The organism is Roseibium sp. (genome assembly GCF_965233565.1).
In the GTDB taxonomy this organism is placed as follows: Bacteria; Pseudomonadota; Alphaproteobacteria; order Rhizobiales; family Stappiaceae; genus Roseibium.
Genome location: NZ_OZ247494.1, coordinates 3,129,653 through 3,150,081 on the forward strand (window position 1 = coordinate 3,129,653; position 20,429 = coordinate 3,150,081).

Genomic DNA, 20,429 nt, shown 5'->3' on the forward strand with positions numbered 1-20,429 from the left:
ATTTTCGGTCGCGGCGGATGGTTTTCTGACCGGAAGTACAGATCTGCTGACAGGGGGTGACACGCTCGCTCTGGCGGCTCAAACCGGTGACGAGATGCAAGACACGCTTCAGAAAAGCCTGACCCTCTGGGACGGCAAGGACACCGCATCGCTTGAAAGTCTCTTCCTGGAGTTTCACGAAGGACCGGACTTTCTGCCGGGGCTGATCGCCCTGGGCAACGACCGCAAGTTTCACCGAGGCGTCACCTGGCTGCTAAAACATCACTTCGACCGGAAGGGACCGGCCCTTCAACCGGATCTGGCTCGCAGTCATATTCTGCAATTTGAGGCGATCGATGACTGGCAGGCCCGCCTGCATGTGCTGCAATATCTGGAGCATCTCGATCTGCCGGAAGACTCGGAAAATGTCGTTTCGGATTTCGTTGAGAGCTCGTTGAGGTCTGATCGAACATTTGTCCGCGCCTGGGCGTGGCATGGACTGGCCGTGTTGGCGGAGCGGTTTTCACTGAGGCGTGACGAAACGATCAAGCAGCTGACGGAAGCTCAGGCGAGGGAAACCGCCGGCTCTGTGAAGGTTCGTATCCGCAGGGCGATTGCGAAACTTCAAAGCTGATCGGCGGCCGCCGCCGAAGCCTCACCAGACAAATCGTGGTTGCTGGCGGGTTGAAACCAACCCACCAGCATCATTGGGAAATCCAGGCCCCGACACGAACAACTGACCGCATCGCTTATGCTGCAATCGTTGCGCGGTTTGGTGCTTGCTCATTCATCCGTTTCGCTCAGCACCGGCTACCCACGCACTCTCCTGTTTCCTCAATAAGCACGCTTGAATGGCCGGGGCTGCCTTCAGGCATTGGCACGCCCCGCCGAAGAACGAACCTTACGGAGTGGCCTCCCGTCAAACCCGCGGGAAAACGCGGGATTGGTTTGTCGATCGAAAGAGCGCCGTCGCTCAGTTTGCTCAAGGCCCCACTTTGCATGAGTTGGGCGAGCCCCGCCTGAAGCGGCAACACTTCATACGGTTCTGCCTTGCCGTTGGTCACGACGTCCTTTGGAATTACGCTTGCCACGCCATCGGGATAGGTCCTGATCAGGTCTCTGTAATACGCGGAAGACGTGTCCAGCGGTTCCATCTCCTCAAGACCTTCTTCCGTCATGCGAAAGCGGCGGTTGCCCGTTTGGATCACAAGACCTCCACTGGCCGTCTGCATTTTTTCAGCCTGCAGGCTCTTTCCTGACGGCACTGCCAGTCGGTTCACCCTGTAACCGCTTAACATGTTGACTTCGCGCCCAAATGCATTGGTCAGCAACGCCTTTGCCTGTATCCACTTTGAGGAGTCCGGCCGATAGGCAATTGGCACATTACAATCCCGCAACGGCGTAAAGTCCACGACACTTTCAGGCAACCCGACGACACCCATACCTCTGTGGCCGCCGGCGACAAATCTCTCCACACGATCGATTGCACCTGTTATCTGCATGACGGTTGAATCGTTGACAGCGGCCAGAATGTAGAGCGGCTCAGTGCCCTTCTCAATCTCGATCGTCCCGAAGCTTGTATCCTCATCCAGGCCGGAAACAGCCACCGAGGACACTGCTGTCCCACGATAACCGCCGATATAGACCAGCTGCGCTTCGGATGACGGCTCCTGCAAATTGCAGACGCTAGCGGTTTCACGACGATCGGGCGCTGCGGACCGTTTGGACAGATGGACTTCCCTGTCCTTAAGGCCTTCATTCGCAATGCGCTTGATTGATGTTTTCAACTCCTCGAAAACAACGGTCCCATCGCCGTCGACGTCGAATTCCATCAGGTCACCAGCCTGGAAACGATGATGACCACCCGTTTCACGCAATTCTGCCACTTTCGCTTCGATCCGGGCTCTAATTTCAGCTTCGGACAGCGCGCCGTTCTGGTCTGCATCAACATCGAGCAGCATGTTTTCAAACGATTCTCGATCGCCTCCCACAAGCACCTTTCGGATGCGTTCAACCTCCTGGGCCGAGACCTCCCCATTGCCGTCCAGATCGTTTCGCAGAAGTGTCGAGCGGGTGCCGAGTCGTTTTTTGGCCTCGCTGTATTGCTGCAGGGTGACCGCCATTTCGCGCGTCAGGCTGCCTGCTGGAGCCGCCCTGAAGAAAGAGTCGTAAACGCGTTTCTGAACGACCTTCACATCCAGACCGTCTCTCACTTGCTTTCGAATTCGGTCTTCAGCCGTTGAAGACGTCTGGGAAAATGCGGGATTGGCGGCAATCAAGAGAGCCGAGATGGCAGCGATGCAACGATACATGAAGGATGCTCCGACCGAAATTTATTAGTCAATTGGCCGCCACGCGGCGGACAGATACAACTTATAGGTTTGCAATCTGAATCGAAGACTAATGAACTTGGTGAATCTGCAAGCGTAGCCACGCTTTCAGATAGGATCGTCGCGCAAGGCTTTCTCTTGCAAATTCTGCACCTTGCGGGCAGCTGTATTTAGCAATCTTTTGACGTTCGGCTCAAACAATCATGACGCGTAGCGGCAGGTATCCTGTTGGCTTCAGTCCGCCGCCAACTTGCGCACCTGTGCCGCGATCGCCATTGCCAGACCCGCCTGCGGCGCGGCATCGAAGTGAATGGCATCAACCTGGCTGGCTGAAATCACGGTTCCCGTGTCGAAAAACGCCACCCCATAGTCTTTTGCAAGTCGCTCATAAACGCCGGCCAGCCGCTTCGACTGTTCACCGCCATGCGCATTCGAATAGACGCCCGCATATTCCTTGCCTGTGAAATCACCCAGCGGCGGTGGTGACATCAAGAGGATCTTCGGTGCCCTGCCTTCGACATCATCCGTCGGCTGCGTTGCGGCAAACAGGACCCGCCCCATGGCCAGGCCGATCGCGTCGGCGCTCAAGCCAAACCTGTCCTGAAGGTCGTTCGAGCCCAGCATGATGATCAGGATGTCGATGGGCATATGGGTCTTGCGGACACCGGCCAGATGCTGCAGCCCGTTCTTGTCGCCGCGAACCGGGTCTTCGAAAACGGTGGTCCGCCCGTTGATGCCTTCCTCGACCACGTGGAAATCCGGCCCGAGTTCTTTTTGCAGCAGCCGTGTCCAGCGCACATCATGCCCGTAACGGGTCTTGTCGGCCGGGTTGAAGCCCCAGGTCAGGGAATCGCCGAAACAGACGACGGTCAATGGCTGCTCAGTCAAATGTGGTCCTCCAACTGGTGCAGCATCTGCACCATTCCGGACTGTAGCTGAATGAAAACAATTGTCTAATCGCGCAGGGGCGGAATGGTGGTGGCGCCATGGCGCGTTTCCCGGTCATAGTCGATGTCCTGTTGCCGCAGCTCAGCCAGCTTGTCCTGTCCGAACCGCCTCGCGTCCGCATTGAGCCGTTCGCAACTGATGTCGGATTCCATGGCTTCAAGCGTCCTGTCAATGTCTTCCACCATGTCGATCGCCATGTCCGCATGCCCCTGCTCATGCGCTTCCAGTTCGCGCATCATCGCTCCCCAGGACGATTTGAGGCGTGCGGAAGCGCCGGCTTTCCGGGTCCAGAGCGGATAGATGAATTCCAGGTCCAGCTCGGTCCAGACTGTGGTCATCACACATGTCTGGTCCCGGTAGACATATCGGTATTGCCAGGAAATCCGCCAATTCGTACGCGCCCAATGGCGTGTCGAGCCGGATACATCGAGAGGCCCTTTTTGAGCCATTTCTTCGATCAGCTCTTCCGCCGTGCCGCCGCCAATTTCGTAAAGATTGGTCTGGCTCCTGATCGTGACATCGCCAAGCGCGGGAAACGGCAGCAGGACCAGGATCAGAGTAAGGGTCACCATCAACCAGACAAACTGAACACGAAGCAGGGTGGTCCACATGGCGGCTCCAGATCATCGCTCAATGCGGGTCAGGCTGACCGGCACGAGCAATAATTGCAATCAGGAAAAACGCCCCTCGCCTGCTTGGTTAATAAGAGATTTACCATGCAGGCGATAGGGTGAACGCGAAGTTATGCGTCACGACTGCCGGATCCTAGATGACTGCCAGCCCAAAGCCTTACCAGCGCGGTGTTTCTCTGCCGAGTTCCAATCCGTTTCAGCGCCTTGCCGAACTCCTGGAAGGAGAGGCCGCAGGTCTGGACCCGATTATCATGACAATCGGCGAGCCGCAGCATGCCATTCCGTCGTTTACAGCCGAAGTGCTGATGGAAAACATGGCCGGATTTAGAAAATACCCGCCGATCAATGGCTCGCAGGAGTTTCGGCAGGCCATCGCGGCCTGGCTGGACAAGAGATATGATCTCGGCGGCGCCGTCGACGAAGATCATGGTGTCCTTCCGCTCAACGGGTCCCGTGAAGGCCTTTCCTTCGGCGCCATCGCCGCGCGTGACCAGCTGGACAAGGGACTGGACCATCCGGTGGTGATCCTGCCCAACCCTTTCTACCAGACCTACGCCGCCGCGGCCCATGTGGCCGATGGCGAAGCCGTCCTGCTTGATGCGGTTGCGGGCAACAACTTCCTGCCCGATCTCGACAGTCTCAACGATGACCTGCTCGACCGCACCGTTGCCTTCTACGTGGCATCGCCCACCAACCCGGAAGGTTATGTCGCCGACATCGCCTATTGGCAGCGTCTGATCAAACTGGCCCGCAAGCACCGGTTCATGATTTTTGCCGACGAGTGTTACTCGGAAATCTACCGCGACACACCGCCTCCCGGTATTCTGGAAGCGGCCCTGCCGCTGGGAGACGGCTTTGCCAATATTGTCGTGCTGAACTCCCTTTCCAAGCGCTCCAACCTGGCCGGCCTTAGATGCGGATTTGCCGCAGGCGATCCGGAGTTCCTGAAACGATGGGCAAAATTCCGCGGACTGGCGGCGCCTCAGGTTCCGCTCCCGGCACAGGCTGTCGCCGTGCGCGCCTACCAGGACGAAGCCCACGTCATCGAGAACCGGTGTCTTTACAATGAGAAATTCGCGGCCGCAGAACGCATTCTCGGCCCGATCCTCGGACCGGTTACGCCCGAAGCCGGGTTTTTCCTCTGGCTGGATGTCAGCCGCTGGGGCGACGGGGTTTCGGTCACAAAGGCGCTTTGGCGCGATGCCGGCTTGAAGGTGCTGCCCGGGCGTTTCCTCGCCTCCGACCAGTCGGACGGCAGCAATCCCGGCGAAAACTACATTCGCATCAGCCTGGCGGCACCGCTCGAGCAGGCTGAAATCGCCCTTCGACGTTTGGCAAACTGGATGGGAGAGACAGAATGAGGCGGGCCAGCGCAACTCGCGGCAACGGCCGCAGGGCCTCGGTCGATCTTCTCGATACCGAAAGCCCGATCAAACGGTTTCTGCGGCGCAATCTCGTCGGGGCAGCCGGTCTCGGCATCATTGCGCTTGCCGCAATGCTGGCAGCAAGCCTTGCCACCTGGTCGGTCAGCGACCCGAGCCTGAATCACGCCACGGACGGCCCCGTGCGCAACGCGCTCGGCACACCGGGCGCCATTCTGTCTGACATCCTGATGCAGACCATCGGTCTTGCCACGGCCGTGTTTCTGGTTCCGCTGGTGCTCTGGGGCTGGCGTTTGCTCGCCGGACACGAACTCGGGATCGGCCGCAAACGCCTGGCCTACTGGCTGGTCGGCTCAAGCCTTGCCGCCGGGGCGCTTGCCGCGCTGCCGGTGCCCGACAGCTGGCCGCTGCCAACCGGTCTCGGCGGCTTTTTCGGCGATTACGTGCATCGGTTCCCGGCGCTTATCACGGACAACATGACCGGTGGCGCAGCCACCATTGTCGGCGGCCTCGGACTTGGTGTTCCCGCCATTCTCTTCCTGCTGGCTGCTGCCGGTTGGCTGGGCAACGCCGGTGCCCCGGCTCCGCGCACGGAGCCCGCGCCAACCGCAAAGGGTCACGGCAAATCGATCGAGGAAGATCTCGGCCTGGACCAGGAAGAAGGCGAATCCCGCCTTGCCCTCTTTGCCAGTGCGTTTGTCGGCCAGATGGGACATGTCGGCCTCCAGACCGCCGCTCACCTGCGCCGCCTGACAGGTTTCAAACGCGCCCGGCCTCAGGAGGAAGAGGAAACCTGGGACGACGACGAGCTGGAACCGGATTACGAGCCCGAAGACAGCCGGCAGGGCAGCCGCCTCAAGGCCTTCCGCCGGGTCTTGACCGGCCGTCTGATGCCCGAGGACGATGACGGTCTCGACGAGTTCTATGAGCGCGGCCAGCATCCCGACGACGACGAAGATCCCTATGCCGAGCCGCCCTTTGACGAAGACGGCGAGAGCTTCGAACCGGATGATCTCATGATCGACAAGGGCCCGGTCTCCGGCCGGCCGACGGTTCCGGTCGGCATCGCACCGCCGCCTGACCAGGCACCTGCCAGACCGGAAGCCCCCGCCCAATCCGCACCGGCGGGCCGGGTCATTCCGCCGGCACCGCGCCCGAAACAAAGCAAACGGGCACTGGAAGAAGCCCAGCCGTCCTTCCTTGGTGCGCCGGAAGAATACGAGCTGCCGCCCCTGAGGCTGCTGGCCGAACCGAAGGCCGGCGGCAAGGTTCCGGGCCTGTCCGCCGATGCATTGGAACAGAATGCCCGCATCCTGGAAGGGGTGCTGGAAGACTTCGGCGTGCGCGGCGAGATCATCGAAGTTCGCCCCGGCCCGGTCGTCACCCTTTATGAACTGGAACCGGCACCCGGCATCAAGTCGTCCCGCGTCATCGGCCTTGCCGATGACATTGCCCGTTCCATGAGCGCGATCTCGGCTCGCGTGGCCGTCATTCCAGGCAAGAATGCCATCGGCATCGAGCTGCCCAATGCGCGGCGCGAAACCGTTTACCTGCGCGAGTTGCTGGCCGCCCAGGACTTCGAAAAATCCAAGTCCAAGCTGGCGCTGGCGCTCGGCAAGACCATCAATGGCGAGAGCGTCGTCGCCGATCTGGCGCGCATGCCGCACCTTCTGGTCGCCGGCACCACCGGTTCGGGTAAATCCGTTTCGATCAACACCATGATCCTGTCTCTGCTCTACAGGCTGACGCCCGAACAGTGCAAAATGATCATGATCGACCCGAAGATGCTGGAACTGTCCATCTACGACGGCATTCCGCATCTGCTGACACCCGTCGTCACCGATCCGAACAAGGCCGTTGTTGCGCTGAAGTGGACCGTCCGCGAGATGGAAGACCGCTACAAGAAGATGTCCAAGATGGGCGTCCGCAACATCGACGGCTACAACACCCGCATCAAGCAGGCCCTCGAGAAGGGCGAGAGCTTCACACGCACCGTCCAGACCGGTTTTGACCGCGAGACCGGCCAGCCGATCTACGAGGAAGAGGAACTGCCGCTCGAGGCCATGCCGTATATCGTTGTCATCGTCGACGAAATGGCCGACCTGATGATGGTGGCCGGCAAGGACATTGAAGGCGCAATCCAGCGTCTGGCCCAGATGGCACGTGCCGCCGGCATCCACCTGATCATGGCCACCCAGCGTCCGTCCGTGGACGTCATCACCGGTACCATCAAGGCAAACTTCCCGACCCGGATCTCTTTCCAGGTGACCTCGAAGATCGACAGCCGCACGATCCTTGGCGAAATGGGCGCCGAGCAGCTGCTCGGCATGGGCGACATGCTCTACATGGCCGGCGGCGGCCGCATTCAGCGTGTCCACGGCCCGTTTGTGTCCGACGACGAGGTCGAGGACATCGTCAAGCATCTGAAGGTCCAGGGCACACCGCAATATCTGGAAGCCGTCACGGAAGAGGAAGACGGGGGCGACAGCCCCTATGACGGTGGCAGCGGCCTGGCCGGCGGCGGCGAGGGCAACGAGCTCTACGACAAGGCGGTCGCCATTGTCCTCCGCGACAAGAAGGCATCGACCTCCTACGTTCAGCGGCGCCTGTCGATCGGTTACAACCGGGCGGCCTCCCTGATCGAGCGGATGGAACAGGAAGGCCTGATCAGCGCCGCCAACCATGCCGGAAAACGCGAGATTCTCGTGCAAAACGGCGTCGAAGAAGACTTTTGATGTGTTAGGGTAAAACCTGCCAAAGCTTTGCCACACAGGATCACTACCTAAGAGCAAAGCCAAACGGCACGAACTGATTTAGGACATTGCATCATGCTGAAACGCCTCGCACACCGCCTGCTCAAACCGATTGCGGCGACCGGTCTGGCCGCGGTTCTCGCCTTCTCTGCAATGCTTCCGGCAGCAGCGCTTACCGAGCAGGAACAGAAGACGCTCACCGACCTGAACACCTATTTCAACTCGGTGAAGACCATGCATGGCGACTTCATCCAGTTCGGTCCGGATGGCAGCCAGTCGGACGGCAAGTTCTACATGGCCCGTCCGGGCAAGGTGCGTTTCTACTACAACAAGCCCTCCGTGCTCGACATTGTCGCCGACGGCAAGTCTGTCTCCGTGCGCGACCGCAAGCTCAACACCCAGGATATCTGGCCGCTGGGTCAGACGCCCCTGCGTTTCCTTCTGTCCGACTCCATCGATCTGCAGCGCGACACCAATGTCACCAACGTGCTGGTGGAGGAGGACCTGGTCACGGTCACGATCTTCGACAAGACCAAGTTCAACTCCGGCACGCTGACGCTGATTTTCGATGCCAAGGACTATGCCCTGAAACAATGGACCGTCACGGACCAGCAGGGGTATGACACCTCGGTCGCTGTCTATAACGTTGTCTCCAACGGCCCGACCAATCCGGACCTGTTCAAGATCGACTATCTGGCGAATGCCCGCCAGAACAAGAACTGACCGGCGCGGCCGATCCGGTGACTTCTGAGAAAACCGCGTCCGGCGGACGCTCCGTCGTCTTTCAGCTGCTTGAGGCCTTCTGCGCCGGCAAAGGCTATCGTGTCACGGCCGGTGACCCCCATGGCCATGCCGGCCATGTTGAAAGCCCCACGGGCAAACGCTGGTTCTTCAAGGGCACGCGGTTTGACCTCAATCCCTATGGCGCGGCCGAGATCGCCAATGACAAGGCCTATACCTGTCGGTTTTTAAAGGACGCGGGCATTGCCGTTCCGGCCAGCCACTTTGTCCCGGCCACCAGCATCCGGAGCGGCAAGCGGCCACCTGAAGATGTGCTCGACTTCGCCGAAGAAACCGAATTTCCGCTCTTCGTCAAACCGAATGAAGGTCAGGAAGGCCGCGACGTGATGCGGGTCGACACCTATCACAGCCTTCAAAACGCCCTTCATCTCCAGGCCAAACGCCACGAAGCCATGCTGGTCCAGGAGGAAATCCGAGGCCTGGACCTTCGGGTCCTGGTGCTCGACGGCGAGGTGCTGTGCGCCTTTGAACGCCGTGCGCCCGAGGTTACCGGCGACGGCGTCAGCAGCCTTGCGGAACTGGTCGATGCACATCCAAGCATTGATCCGTCCGACGGCCGCATCGACTTCGAACTCTCGCAACAGGCCCTGATGCTGGAAAGCGTGCCGGTGGCTGGCCAGACCGTGACCTTGTTGCCGGTCTCGAACCTGTCCTCGGGCGGCTCGGCCAGGATCATCACGGCAAGTCTCGCACCGGATCTCCACGCCCTTGCCCGACTGGCCACCAAGACGCTCGGCCTGCGTTATGCGGGCATCGACCTGATCGTCCCGTTCGAACAGCGCCCGGACACCACTGCCGTGGTGCTGGAGGTCAACGCCGCCCCCGGTCTCAGCAATCTCTATCGCCAGGGCTGGGAAGAAACGGCTGCGGTAAAGCAGGTCTACGAGACGCTGTTTGAAGCCATGTTCTGGCCATAGTGCCCCTTTTCCGAGCGACCGACTGCACCTGGTGCACGATCGCCGACCGCAGGACCGCTTGCGGTCGGATCAAGTGGGTTTCTTGGTCAAGACCGCACTCAGCCGGTCAGCCGAAACATCGGCGGCCATCCCATAAGCGAGTGCCAGGACAAGCGCCAGATACCCCGTCTGAAACTGATCCAGCGCAAACACCCCGAAAATGGTGATCAGTACACCATTTACGACGGTTCGCCTCTGCACCGCTTTCCATATACGTTCCCGCAGCGGCCCGAGACCGCTCGATTGGCTGGTCTCGATCGGCTTTGCCGGTTCTTCCAGATGCATTGACTGGCCATCTGACGTGAAATCGACGCTGACCTTGGCCTCTGTCTCGATCCGAAAAAAGACCCTGGACCCACTTGTGATGACTTCCTGCTCGCCGGCGTCCTTCGGTTCAAGTGACCAGCTGATGTCTTCAGGATCAGCCACTGAAGCATCCAGAACCTCCAGCGCCCAAAGTTGCGCTTCACCGGGATAGATCACGGCGGGCGCCACAATCCGGTATTGTGGTCCCGACCTAACCGTCTGTACCAAGGACATCGCGCCCCGGCTCCGCCGTGATACAGGTTCTACCACTAGCTTCCCCTGTTCCCAGGCTTCATGGGCCCTCGCGACGGCGTTGTCGTCGCTGGGTGGTTCAATTTTGCCGATACGCCCGAGTTCGGCCAGTGCCCGTGCAACATCCGCCGTGACTGCATGCAGTTGCGCCAGAGCACCTGTAAACTCAGCGACTGGACAGTCGGAGGAACTTGCGGCGGCCATCGACTGCACCGTGGTCAGGATCTCCATCATTTTTCCGGACGGAACGTCTATGATCTCCACATCCGGATTGGTTTTGTTTTCTTCTTGCCGCTTGATCATCGCATCACGCGCGGTCTCATCTAGCGCTGACAGAAACGGCCCCAGCTCCTGCACAAGAAGGCGGCGCATGGTTGTTTCGTAGCTGCGCAACATCTCGGACAGGGCCGCCATTGCCGCCGTCACCTCGGACGCCTCCGGTGTCGGGCTCAGTGCCAGTTTTTTCTGGGACTCAATGACCGCTTGCTGCAACTGCTTATCGTTGGACAAACCGGCCAGGACCGGATTCCAGCGATCTTCGGCCTTTTTGAGCGCGATCGCGTGACCATCCAACCAGACCTGCACATGACCAAGGCCTTGCCTGGCAAGATCGGGCAGGCGACTGACGCCAAAGAGACCGGAAACAGTCGCAGCATCCTCTGCACCAAGGTCGGCACGTAGAGACGCAATATGGGCTCGTATCGGCTTCAGTGCATCTTGAACGGTTCCAGGTTCCGCGAACCGGGGCGTCATGGCGGAACTCCAGGGCGCCAGCGCTGCGTCAGCAGTCGAGATAGCCTGTGCCAGGGTGGTCTCCGCAGACTTCAGCTCTGACACCGCCGCTTCCCGTTTGGCCTTTATTGTCACGTCCGTGGCCTCCGGATCGTGCATTGCGATCTGCAGATCATTGATAATCTTTTCCAGTTTCGACAAAAAATCAGCATCACGCGCAGTCTGCCGAATGCGCGTCAGCCTGTTCATGAACTGGCGGGTCGGGATCATCTCCCGGTCGCGGTCAAGACCGGTTTCGAACCGCTTTCGGTAGTAATATCCCAAAATGATGCCACCAATGATGGCAAGGACCAAAGCGATCTGGGGCAGCCTGACATCCAGTTCCACGTCGACACTTTTTTCCGCCGCATCCGTATGTGCTGATTGAATTTTCATCGAGCCCGAATACGTCCCGTAGCTGCCCAACCCCACTGGAAGCGCATAGGCTACGGGTTTGAGCTCCATCACCTGGCCGGGACCGATCATTCCAAGTTCCTCGTCCGGGTCGCTTGTTTCGGCGAATTTCACCGTGGCGATGTCCTTTGCATTCCCGTCTCGGGAGAGCCGCACCTCTCGATCGGTAGGCGACAGATCGGCAGTGGCCACATAACCGGTCTCGCGAATCTTGAAAGGATGGTGCCGTGCCGGCCACCAGTCACCAACGCTGCGGCCAAAGACGTTTAGACCCGAGATCATTTCGACAAAGGGAACGCGGGTGATGCTGATCCGGATCTTGGCGGGCGTCGCCAGAACCGCGTTTTTACGCTCCAGTTCAAGCGTGATGCGCTGGCACTTCAGTTCGGTTCCCCGTTCAGATGCCTGCTTGCAGGTTTCGGGCTTGTATTCCGGTTCGGTTGTTCCCGGCGTGTCGCAAAGCGTCCCAGGTCCGGACGCCTGAACCAGATCCAGCGTGACGGAATAAGTCGCTGCCTTGTAGCTCGCCTTACTCGGTTTCAGCTTGATTTGCGGCACTTCGGTGCCGCTGTCCTTCGACTTGGTGATGCAGGCGTCAAAAACCCCATCCTCGGCGGATCCGTCCGAAGCTGTCGTTGCGGCCTGGTAAATCCAGAGTTTTTCGGCCGCCACTCCTTCGCCGGAGGCGAAATTGAACTTCGCCTCCAATGGCGCGCCCTTACTGTCGAACGGCAAGGTCCGGCTGGTGCCGTTGAGCAGGGTCAGGAGATTGCCTTTGCGGATCACTTTCGGTTCGGCTTCGGCTGTGATCGTAAAGGTCTGCCACTGGCAGCTCGTCGGTGCGCAGGTTGTCACCGGGGCGACTGAAGCCGGCTTGCCCTCGACCAGCGGCTGGCCATCGCAGTCCGGTTGCCTGGACCGTTGGTCGGCGTCGGTCCAGATCAGCACCGACAATTCGTGGACCCCATCCGCAAAAGCGTCCTCGTTGGTGCTGAGATCGATGGTCCAGATTCCGGAACCGTCGGCCGGCGCAAGGGTGCAGGCGCTATAGAGCGCCGCCGCCCGTCGCGTGGTATCTAGTTTGGCGGAAACCACGCGAGCAAAAACGGCTTTTTCGCCTTCACCGGTCAACATCACAGGAACACGAACCGTCTTACGCTCCGCTGCGTCGTGCACCAGCTTGATCGACGCACCATTGGTTTCGATCAGACGAACCGGCTCACCTTGAGCCATCGCGGTGCCAATCGCCGCAAAAAACCAGACCAAAGCAACAAGCCGTCTCATGACCATCCCCGCTTAGTCCCGACCGGTTGCGCGAGGTGAGCATATTTGCGGAAAAATTTACCGCAGTTACACGCATAAAACGATCAGAAGGTTCCACAATACCTTTTCAAGGACAAAAACCACCCGCCGACTTCGCTCCCCCCAGAGCCGACCGATAAACCAGTAGCAATTGTCGAAGGATACAACGGCTGCGAGAAGTATTCAATTATTCCGAAATTCGAGATGCCACGATGGACCAGCGGACCACCAGCTTGGTAACAATCGATCGTGAGGAAATTTCCCGATCAAGCAAGTGCTGTTCGAATTCTGGTATGCGCCATTCGAACAGGGGGAAACCTTCTCTCAAATCCACATCCGGTAGGAGACACAAATGCGCGCGATCACCTATGACCGTTTCGGTCTGGCCGAAGAAGTCCTGATGCTGGAGGACCTGCCTACTCCGAACCTTGCTCCTGGAGAGGTCCTGGTCAAGTTGCATACTTCAGGCGTCAATCCGTCCGACATACGGGCACGCGCCGGCGGCCGTCCGGGGGTGACGAAGCCGCCCTTTCCAAAAATTGTCCCGCACAGCGATGGCGCAGGCGTCATTGAGGCCGTTGGCGAAGGCATTTCGCAAGACCGGGTCGGCGAGCGGGTCTGGATCTGGAACGGGCAATGGCAGCGGGCCTTTGGCACGGCAGCAGAGTATATCGCCCTGCCTTCGGTTCAGGCGGCAACCCTGCCGGATCAGACCTCTTTCGAGACAGGTGCCATTCTCGGCATCCCGGGCATGACGGCGGTCCACGCGGTGCTTGGCGGCGGCGAGGTCGCCGGCAAGACCGTCCTGATCAGTGGTGGCGTCGGAACCGTGGGCAATCTTGCGATCCAGGTGGCCGCGGCCTCCGGAGCCACCGTGCTGGCAACGGCCCGCGGCGAAAGCGGGCTGGCTGCGGCACGCGAAGCCGGCGCCGCTGAGGTGTTCGACTATACCTCCGACAAGCTCGCCGATCAGATCCTCGAGGCAACGCACGGCACATTGATCGACCGGATTGTCGAGGTCGAATTCGGCAAGAATATCGAGACCAACACCAGGGTCATCACCGAGCGCGGCACCATCGCCGCCTATGGCTCGGCCAAGGACATGACACCCGTTCTGCCGTTCTATCCGCTGATGTTCAAGGCCGTGACCCTCGATCTGGTGCTTGTCTATCTGCTGTCCGGAGCCGAGCGCAGCACCGCCATCGGCAACCTGACCGGGCTTCTGGAAAAGGGCGCACTCGACTTCAGGATTTCCGAAACGCTGGATCTCACCGAATGCGCCAGGGCTCATGACCTGATTGCCGAGGGAAACCGGGCTGGGTCGGTGCTTCTCAAGTGCTGACACTCGACCGGCGGCTGGACCCAGCTTTAAGCACCGGCGGAAACTCTCCGTTTGGCCGACTCGCCTTCCGCATACGGAACCGGCTATGAAAGACGGAGTTGACCCTAGGGCGGAAACAGGATCGGACCCATGACTGAGATTGTGATTGCAAGTGCGGCGCGGACAGCCGTTGGAAGTTTCGGTGGCGCGCTGAAGGACAGCCCGCCCTGCGACCTGGGCACGACGGTCGCAAAGGCCGCCATCGAACGCGCAGGGATCGAAGCAGATACCATCGATCAGGCGTTTTTTGGCAATGTCATCCACACCGAACCGCGCGACATGTATCTGGCGCGCGTCGCCTCCCGCCAGGCCGGCGTCCCGGACCACGCGCCGGCGCTGACCATGAACCGTCTGTGCGGCAGCGGCCTGCAGGCCATCGTGTCCGCGGTCCAGGCGATCACCCTGGGAGACGGCGACGTCGCATTGGTGGGCGGCGCTGAAAATATGAGCCGCGCCGGCTATTCGCTGCCGGGCGCCCGTTTCGGCCAGAAAATGGGCGATACGCAGATCGTCGACATGATGACCGGCGCCCTGCACGACCCGTTCGGCATCGGCCACATGGGCATCACGGCTGAAAACATCGCTGAAAAACACGACATCCCGCGCGAACGGCAGGATGCCTTTGCTCTGGAAAGCCATCGCCGTGCCAGTGCAGCCATCAAGGCCGGCTACTTCAAGGATCAGATCGTGCCGATCAGCGTCGGCCGGCGGGGCAAGGAGACCGTCTTCGACACCGACCAGCATGTTCGTCACGAGGCAGAGATCGGCGACATGGCCAAGCTGCGCCCGGTCTTCAAGAAAGACGGCAGCGTTACTGCCGGCAACGCCTCGGGCCTCAATGACGGTGCCGCGGCACTTGTCCTGATGAGCAGGGAAAAAGCCGACGCGCTCGGTGTGAAGCCGCTGGCGCGCATCCGCTCCTATGGGGTGGCAGGCGTCGACCCGGCCGTGATGGGCATTGGCCCGGTTCCGGCCATGCAGATCGCCATGAAACGCGCCGGCATTTCCGCAGCAGATCTCGACGCGGTGGAATCCAACGAGGCTTTCGCGGCCCAGGCCTGCGCCGTCAACGATTTGCTGGGCCTGCCTGCAGAGAAGGTCAACCCGAATGGCGGTGCCGTCGCGCTCGGCCACCCGATCGGTGCCACCGGTGCAATCATCATGACCAAGCTGGTTTACGAACTGCAGCGCAGCGGCGGAGGCCTCGGCGCCGCCACCATGTGCATCGGCGGCGGCCAGGGCATTGCGGTGATCGTCGAAAACGCGGCCTAGATCACCCGATTGCGCATCACATTATCACGGATCGATTGCACGGCTTGCTCGCAGTGCCGTGCAATTATAAGTAAAACAACCTTAGATACTTAGATTTATTTCTCTTTTCGAAAAAACTGTTTCGGTCAATACTCGTCTCAGCAGCTCTGCAACAGACAAATTGGTCACCTATGCATCAGGCCGCCAAATTGCTCGGTGTGCTTGCCTGTTGTTTCACCACAACAGGAGCAGCCTCAGCTTATTGTCCCGAGCGGATCGCCACGATCGAAGGCACGCCTATGAATACTGCGCTGCTGCCGGTCATGGAAGACCTTTACGGGCAGCTCGGGTGTCAATTGACGACAGTGGCTTTTCCGGGCCGGCGCGGTGTTGCCGCATTCAACGCAAAGAGGGTCAGTGGCGAATTGTTTCGTCTGCCGGTCATCGAACCGTCCTATCAGACAGAGTTCGTCCGGTCAGCTGCTCCGGTGTTTCATTTTCAAGAGGCCTTGTGGCTCCACCCTTCCAGGCACCTCGATCGCACCTCGAAAATTGGCTATGTGATTGGCCTCAAATGGCAGGAGACCTTTGCCAAGAACAACGCCGCGCGGCACCAATTCGTCAAATACTCTTCGTCTCGTGAGCTGTTTTCAGACTATGAGCATGGACTGCTGGACGGGTTTTTATCCGGACCTCTTCAGGTGGAAACCCAGTTGAAAGACAAAGTCTTCTCGAAAAGACCGGAGATGGCCTTGTTCATCCGGAAAACGCCGGTCTACCACTATCTGGACAGCCGGTATGCCACCTTCATGGCGGACCTCTCACGCATCATCAAAGATCAGTCCACCATCAACGAGACCGGCGCCAAGCCTGATCAGGCAAACCATTAAGGGCTCGCCAGGCCTGCGTTTTCAATAATCTCCGAGCTTGATGTCCCGGGAGTAGTCTTCGCCCGCGACCTCTTTGGTGACAGCCTGGCCGCAAATGGTAGCGCCGCGCGTGGCGTCATAGGTGAGGGAGGGCGAACCGGCCAGTTGCCAGCCCTTGTTCAGGGCCTGGGTCACCCGGTGGCAGAATTCGCTGTCGTCGACACCGGTGATGAAGCGATAGAGTTTCATGTCTGTCCCTGTTCCGTCAGATCAGTTGCCAACGGCCTTCCGCCGCCTGCCGGCCCTGCATGTAGCCGGTCCACCCCGGAACCGTCCAGACTTATCGGACACGTTCCGCATCAACACTCGTGTTCAGACTTCCAGATGAGGCGGCAGTTCCCTGCTCAGAAAGGCGATCAGTCGTTGCACGGGTGGCAGAACTCCCGTCCGGGATGGCATCAGGAAGCTGATTTGCGGGGTTCCGGCAGTCCAGTCAGGTAGAACACGCACCAGATGGGATGTTCTTACCTCCTCCCGGCAGACATAGGCCGGAAGAGCAACGATCCCCAGCCCGTCCGAGGCCGCCTGTTTCAGCGATACCATGTCCTCGCTGCGCAGACGCTCGCTATAGCGGACCGTTGCTGCGGCGCCCTGGCCGTCGCGCAAAGTCCATTTGCCGCCCGAGGCCTGCCAGCCCATGGTCAGACCGGCGAGATCCTCAAGGTCTTCGGGCCGGTCCGGATGACCGTTCTTTTCCAGAAAACCCGGAGAGCAGAACAGATGCCAGGCGACGGTGGCCAGACGCCGCTGAACCAGACTTGAATCCGGCAAGGTCTCCATGTGGCCGCGGATTGCAAAATCAAGCCCCCCGCCCAGCACATCGACCAGCTCGTTGGACACCTGCTGCTTCAAGGTGACCTGGGGATGATCGGTCAGAAAGCGCGAGAGCAACGGCCTCAATCCGAACTGGGCCATCCCGACCGAGCAGCTGAAGCTCACCGTTCCGGCAACCTGGCTCGACTTGTGCCGTACCGACGCTTCGGCGGCATCCAGGTGCTGCAGCGCCTGTTTCGCATCCTGGAAATAGTCCCGGCCAATATCCGTCAGGACCAGACGCCGGGTGCTGCGCAGCAGCAGCTTGACACCGAGGCTCCGTTCGAGCTGCTGCACATGGCGGCTGAGTTTCGACTTTGAAATGCCGAGCGCTCTGGAGGCGGCCGAAAACCCGCCTTTTTCGACAACCTGGACGAAGGACCGGGCACTGTTCAGGTCCATATGACCGGCATCTCCAGACTATTGTTCCATTTATGGAACAATCCTTATCAATATTGTTGTCTTCTTTCCAGACTGTTCCGTCCTTAGGTTGAAAACAGCCGACAAACCGTCGGCCGCGCGAGAGCCGTAGCGACTAGCGATCTCGTTCGACCGGCAGATGAAAGGACCAAAGGAATGACCTCACGCATCAACCCCGCCCCCCTGACGCAAGACAACGCCGCCCTGGTGCTGGTCGATCACCAGGTCGGTCTGATGACGGGCATTCGCGACTACTCGATTGCGGACCTGAAGCATAACATCATCGGCCTGGCCAAGGCTGCCAAAGTGCTGGGTCTGCCCATCGTCGCCACGACCACCTCCGCCGACACGCTCTGGGGTCCTGCCTTTCCGGAGCTGACCGAAGCGCTCGCCGGCGAGGAGTTTATCGACCGGACGACCGTCAATGCGTGGGACGATGCCCGTGTTGCCGACAAGATCAAGGCAACCGGCCGCACGAAACTCATCTTCGCCGGTGTCTCCCTGGAAGTCTGCGCGGCTTTTCCGGCCATGCGTGCTCTCAGAGAAGGATATGAAGCCTATGTCGCCGTCGACGCCTGCGGCACATTCAACCAGACCAAACGCGAGACCGGCCTTGCAAGGCTTGTGCAAAGCGGTGTTGTCATTGCCGACGGAGCCAGCCTGATGGTCGAAATTCTGGGCGACAATGCACGCCCCGAGGCCTGGGGCGTCTATGAAGCGCTCGGGATGGATTGGGCAACGCTCGTTGGCCAGGTGCGCAACAGTGTTCCCCAAGCTCTTGCGTCTTCGGCTGCCTGAGAAAAGACTGACCGGATCTGAACAGGTCCGGTCAGTGCCCCTGCCGTTTCAATATCCTGCCGGCATGACTGTTCCTGGCCGCAATGAAGGCGGCATAGGCCGCATCGTAATTCGCTGGAACGGCTTCCTTGACGGACCGGCGGTCTTTGACGCGATGCCACCAGTCTCGCTGCCTGTCAGACAGGTTTGCCGTCAGCTTGACCTTCGACACCCGATCCAGAACCGGCAACGAGCGAAAAAGACTTGCCAGAACGGCATCGAGCAAACCGAATTTGGAGCCGGAAAAATAGGGATCCGGCCACAGCCTGCGTTCCAGTTCGTGCAAATGCCGAACGAGAGCCTGAACTGACGCGTCACAGGAACGGGCATCCGGGTCCCGATAGATAATCCTGGCAACGAGCGAAAGCATGCCGTCAGCGAACCGCATCCAGGCATCCTGCAGCGCATAAGCCAGCGGATCATCCGGCATCAGTCGTCCGCCCGACTGACGGTCCATGAAAGCGGCAATCGAACCGGATTCAAAAAGCCAGGTGTCTTCACCGGCCTGAAGCACAGGTACCCGGCCCAGCGGCGAAACGTCTTCCAGCCAGCCTGGCTTGTCGTGCAACTCGATATCCACCCTGTCGAACGGAATGCCGCACTCCAGCATCGCGATAACGACGCGTTGCACATAGGGGCAAAGCCGATGGCCTATGATCTTGAATTTGGTGCGCATCTGCCGTTACTTGCCTGACTTTCATAAGGAAAATCAGGCATATCGGCTTTGGACGTCGTGATCGATAGACAGAGTTGCAGGCCGCGATTGCGATCCTGCAAACAGGCTTGCGAAGCTCTTGGAGTTTGGGGCGCTCAGCCTTGGGCAGAAATGGCATCAGCGATCGCGATCACCCGCTTGCCCATGTCCGCATGGAGCCGTTCCACCATCTTGCCATCCACCTGGATAGCACCCTTGGAAGCGTTTTCCGGTTTTTCGAACTCGGCGTTGATCAGCCTGGCCCAGGCGACCTCCTCTTCGGATGGGCTGAAGGCCGCGTGACACGGACCGATCTGTTTCGGGTGGATCAGCGTCTTGCCGTCCATACCCATGTCTGCTCCTTGAGCACATTCGGCGGCAAAACCGTCTTCATCCTGAAAGGCATTGAAAACACCGTCCAGGATGTCGATGCCGCCAAGACGCGCAGCGGCAACGCAGGTCATCAGCCAGGGCATCATCGCCGCCCGCCCCGGGGTCAACCGAGCGCGGGTTTCCTTGGCAAGGTCGTTGGTTCCCATGACAAAACAGGACAGGCGAACGGCGGGATCCCTGCCGCAAGCGCCAATTGCACCGGCATTGAGCATGGCCTCGGGCGTTTCCATCATCGCCCAGAGCCGCAGACTGTCCGAAGCGCCCAGAACCGAAAGCTTGTGTGCAATCAACTGCAGGTCGGCAGGTGTATTCACCTTCGGCACAAGGATCGCATCGGGGTCCGCCTTGACCGCTGCTTCCAGATCCGTTTCACCCCAGGGTGTTTCAAGCCCGTTGATCCGGATCACCACTTCGCGGTCGCCATACCCACCTGCCGTCACCGCATCGACAATCTGGTTGCGCGCCAGTTCCTTGGCATCCGGGGCAACCGCGTCTTCCAGGTCAAGCAGCAGGCAATCCACATCCAGCGTTTTCGCCTTTTCCAGCGCCCTTTGATTGGAACCGGGCATGTAAAGGGCGGAACGGCGGGGTCTGAGCAGCGACGACATGGCGGATCCTGAAGGCTTGAGAAAACGAAATTCCGGTTAACCTAGTGGATCGCATGAGTGAGGGAAATTGCCCGAAAGGGGAACGCGTGAACAAAAGTTCGGCTGAAAAATTCAGTCAGCAAGTCCTGCCAACAAGATCAGGCACTTCTGAAGAACCAGCGGGCACTTGACGCCGGCTTTGACCCCGCCTGGAGTCTTCGTGTTAAGAAATACAGAATATCGGAACGTGTTCTGCTTAACGAAGATCTATTTCTCAAGAAACCTAAATACATGCCGA

The 20,429-nt window shown here is 59.6% G+C and carries 17 protein-coding genes; 9 read left to right on the plus strand and 8 right to left on the minus strand.

Annotated elements, in window-relative coordinates:
- The first annotated feature begins 94 nt into the window (after positions 1-94).
- Positions 95-613 (plus strand): hypothetical protein, encoded by a 519-nt coding sequence (locus tag ACO6TG_RS14425; protein ID WP_422378804.1) that lies wholly within the window; start codon positions 95-97, stop codon positions 611-613.
- A 166-nt stretch (positions 614-779) separates the two neighbouring features.
- On the opposite strand, the gene ACO6TG_RS14430 is transcribed toward ACO6TG_RS14425, so the two are convergent.
- The 3 genes from ACO6TG_RS14430 to ACO6TG_RS14440 all read right to left on the minus strand — a co-directional run bounded on the left by ACO6TG_RS14430 (position 780) and on the right by ACO6TG_RS14440 (position 3,868).
- Entirely contained in the window at positions 780-2,291 is a 1,512-nt protein-coding gene (locus ACO6TG_RS14430; protein WP_422378805.1) for a hypothetical protein, read from the minus strand.
- Between the two features lie 252 nt (positions 2,292-2,543).
- A complete protein-coding gene (locus tag ACO6TG_RS14435) occupies positions 2,544-3,197 on the minus strand; it encodes an SGNH/GDSL hydrolase family protein (RefSeq protein ID WP_422378806.1) in 654 nt (217 codons plus the stop codon).
- 65 nt (positions 3,198-3,262) lie between these two features.
- Positions 3,263-3,868 (minus strand): DUF922 domain-containing protein, encoded by a 606-nt coding sequence (locus ACO6TG_RS14440; protein WP_422378807.1) that lies wholly within the window; start codon positions 3,866-3,868, stop codon positions 3,263-3,265.
- Between the two features lie 158 nt (positions 3,869-4,026).
- Here ACO6TG_RS14440 and ACO6TG_RS14445 point away from each other — a divergent pair, with 158 nt between their 5' ends.
- From ACO6TG_RS14445 to ACO6TG_RS14460, 4 genes are all read left to right on the plus strand, one after another.
- Positions 4,027-5,250, plus strand: a complete 1,224-nt coding sequence (locus ACO6TG_RS14445) for an aminotransferase class I/II-fold pyridoxal phosphate-dependent enzyme (protein WP_422378808.1) — start codon at positions 4,027-4,029, stop codon at positions 5,248-5,250.
- Complete coding sequence (locus ACO6TG_RS14450; RefSeq protein ID WP_422378809.1) at positions 5,247-8,006, plus strand: DNA translocase FtsK 4TM domain-containing protein; 2,760 nt, start codon at positions 5,247-5,249, stop codon at positions 8,004-8,006. The genes ACO6TG_RS14445 and ACO6TG_RS14450 overlap by 4 nt, the downstream gene beginning before the upstream one ends.
- Before the next feature lie 93 nt (positions 8,007-8,099).
- The gene (locus tag ACO6TG_RS14455; protein ID WP_422378810.1) at positions 8,100-8,747 is read left to right on the plus strand and encodes an outer membrane lipoprotein carrier protein LolA; all 648 of its coding nucleotides are present in this window, start codon (positions 8,100-8,102) and stop codon (positions 8,745-8,747) included.
- A gap of 17 nt (positions 8,748-8,764) precedes the next feature.
- Positions 8,765-9,742, plus strand: a complete 978-nt coding sequence (locus tag ACO6TG_RS14460) for an ATP-dependent carboxylate-amine ligase (RefSeq protein ID WP_422378811.1) — start codon at positions 8,765-8,767, stop codon at positions 9,740-9,742.
- Positions 9,743-9,811: 69 nt separating this feature from the next.
- Here the strand turns inward: ACO6TG_RS14460 and ACO6TG_RS14465 are convergent, their stop codons facing one another.
- Positions 9,812-12,808: a hypothetical protein gene (locus ACO6TG_RS14465; protein WP_422378812.1), complete on the minus strand. Its 2,997-nt coding sequence runs from the start codon at positions 12,806-12,808 to the stop codon at positions 9,812-9,814.
- 370 nt (positions 12,809-13,178) lie between these two features.
- On the opposite strand from ACO6TG_RS14465, the gene ACO6TG_RS14470 reads away from it, so the two are divergent.
- The 3 genes from ACO6TG_RS14470 to ACO6TG_RS14480 all read left to right on the plus strand — a co-directional run bounded on the left by ACO6TG_RS14470 (position 13,179) and on the right by ACO6TG_RS14480 (position 16,348).
- On the plus strand, positions 13,179-14,168 hold the full coding sequence (locus ACO6TG_RS14470; RefSeq protein ID WP_422378813.1) for an NADPH:quinone reductase: 990 nt from the start codon (positions 13,179-13,181) through the stop codon (positions 14,166-14,168).
- 129 nt (positions 14,169-14,297) lie between these two features.
- On the plus strand, positions 14,298-15,479 hold the full coding sequence (bktB, locus tag ACO6TG_RS14475; RefSeq protein WP_422378814.1) for a beta-ketothiolase BktB: 1,182 nt from the start codon (positions 14,298-14,300) through the stop codon (positions 15,477-15,479).
- A gap of 278 nt (positions 15,480-15,757) precedes the next feature.
- Positions 15,758-16,348 carry a hypothetical protein gene (locus tag ACO6TG_RS14480; protein ID WP_422378815.1) on the plus strand — a complete coding sequence of 197 codons (591 nt, stop codon included), beginning with the start codon at positions 15,758-15,760 and terminating at the stop codon, positions 16,346-16,348.
- A gap of 21 nt (positions 16,349-16,369) precedes the next feature.
- Here the strand turns inward: ACO6TG_RS14480 and ACO6TG_RS14485 are convergent, their stop codons facing one another.
- The gene (locus tag ACO6TG_RS14485) at positions 16,370-16,576 is read right to left on the minus strand and encodes a DUF1737 domain-containing protein (RefSeq protein WP_422378816.1); all 207 of its coding nucleotides are present in this window, start codon (positions 16,574-16,576) and stop codon (positions 16,370-16,372) included.
- 123 nt (positions 16,577-16,699) lie between these two features.
- Positions 16,700-17,602 carry a LysR substrate-binding domain-containing protein gene (locus tag ACO6TG_RS14490; protein WP_422378817.1) on the minus strand — a complete coding sequence of 301 codons (903 nt, stop codon included), beginning with the start codon at positions 17,600-17,602 and terminating at the stop codon, positions 16,700-16,702.
- Between the two features lie 174 nt (positions 17,603-17,776).
- On the opposite strand from ACO6TG_RS14490, the gene ACO6TG_RS14495 reads away from it, so the two are divergent.
- Positions 17,777-18,418 (plus strand): isochorismatase family protein, encoded by a 642-nt coding sequence (locus tag ACO6TG_RS14495; RefSeq protein ID WP_422378818.1) that lies wholly within the window; start codon positions 17,777-17,779, stop codon positions 18,416-18,418.
- A 31-nt stretch (positions 18,419-18,449) separates the two neighbouring features.
- Here the strand turns inward: ACO6TG_RS14495 and ACO6TG_RS14500 are convergent, their stop codons facing one another.
- Both ACO6TG_RS14500 and ACO6TG_RS14505 read right to left on the minus strand, forming a co-directional pair.
- Positions 18,450-19,133 (minus strand): glutathione S-transferase family protein, encoded by a 684-nt coding sequence (locus ACO6TG_RS14500; protein ID WP_422378819.1) that lies wholly within the window; start codon positions 19,131-19,133, stop codon positions 18,450-18,452.
- 134 nt (positions 19,134-19,267) lie between these two features.
- Positions 19,268-20,152: an HpcH/HpaI aldolase/citrate lyase family protein gene (locus tag ACO6TG_RS14505; protein WP_422378820.1), complete on the minus strand. Its 885-nt coding sequence runs from the start codon at positions 20,150-20,152 to the stop codon at positions 19,268-19,270.
- Positions 20,153-20,429: the final 277 nt, after the last annotated feature.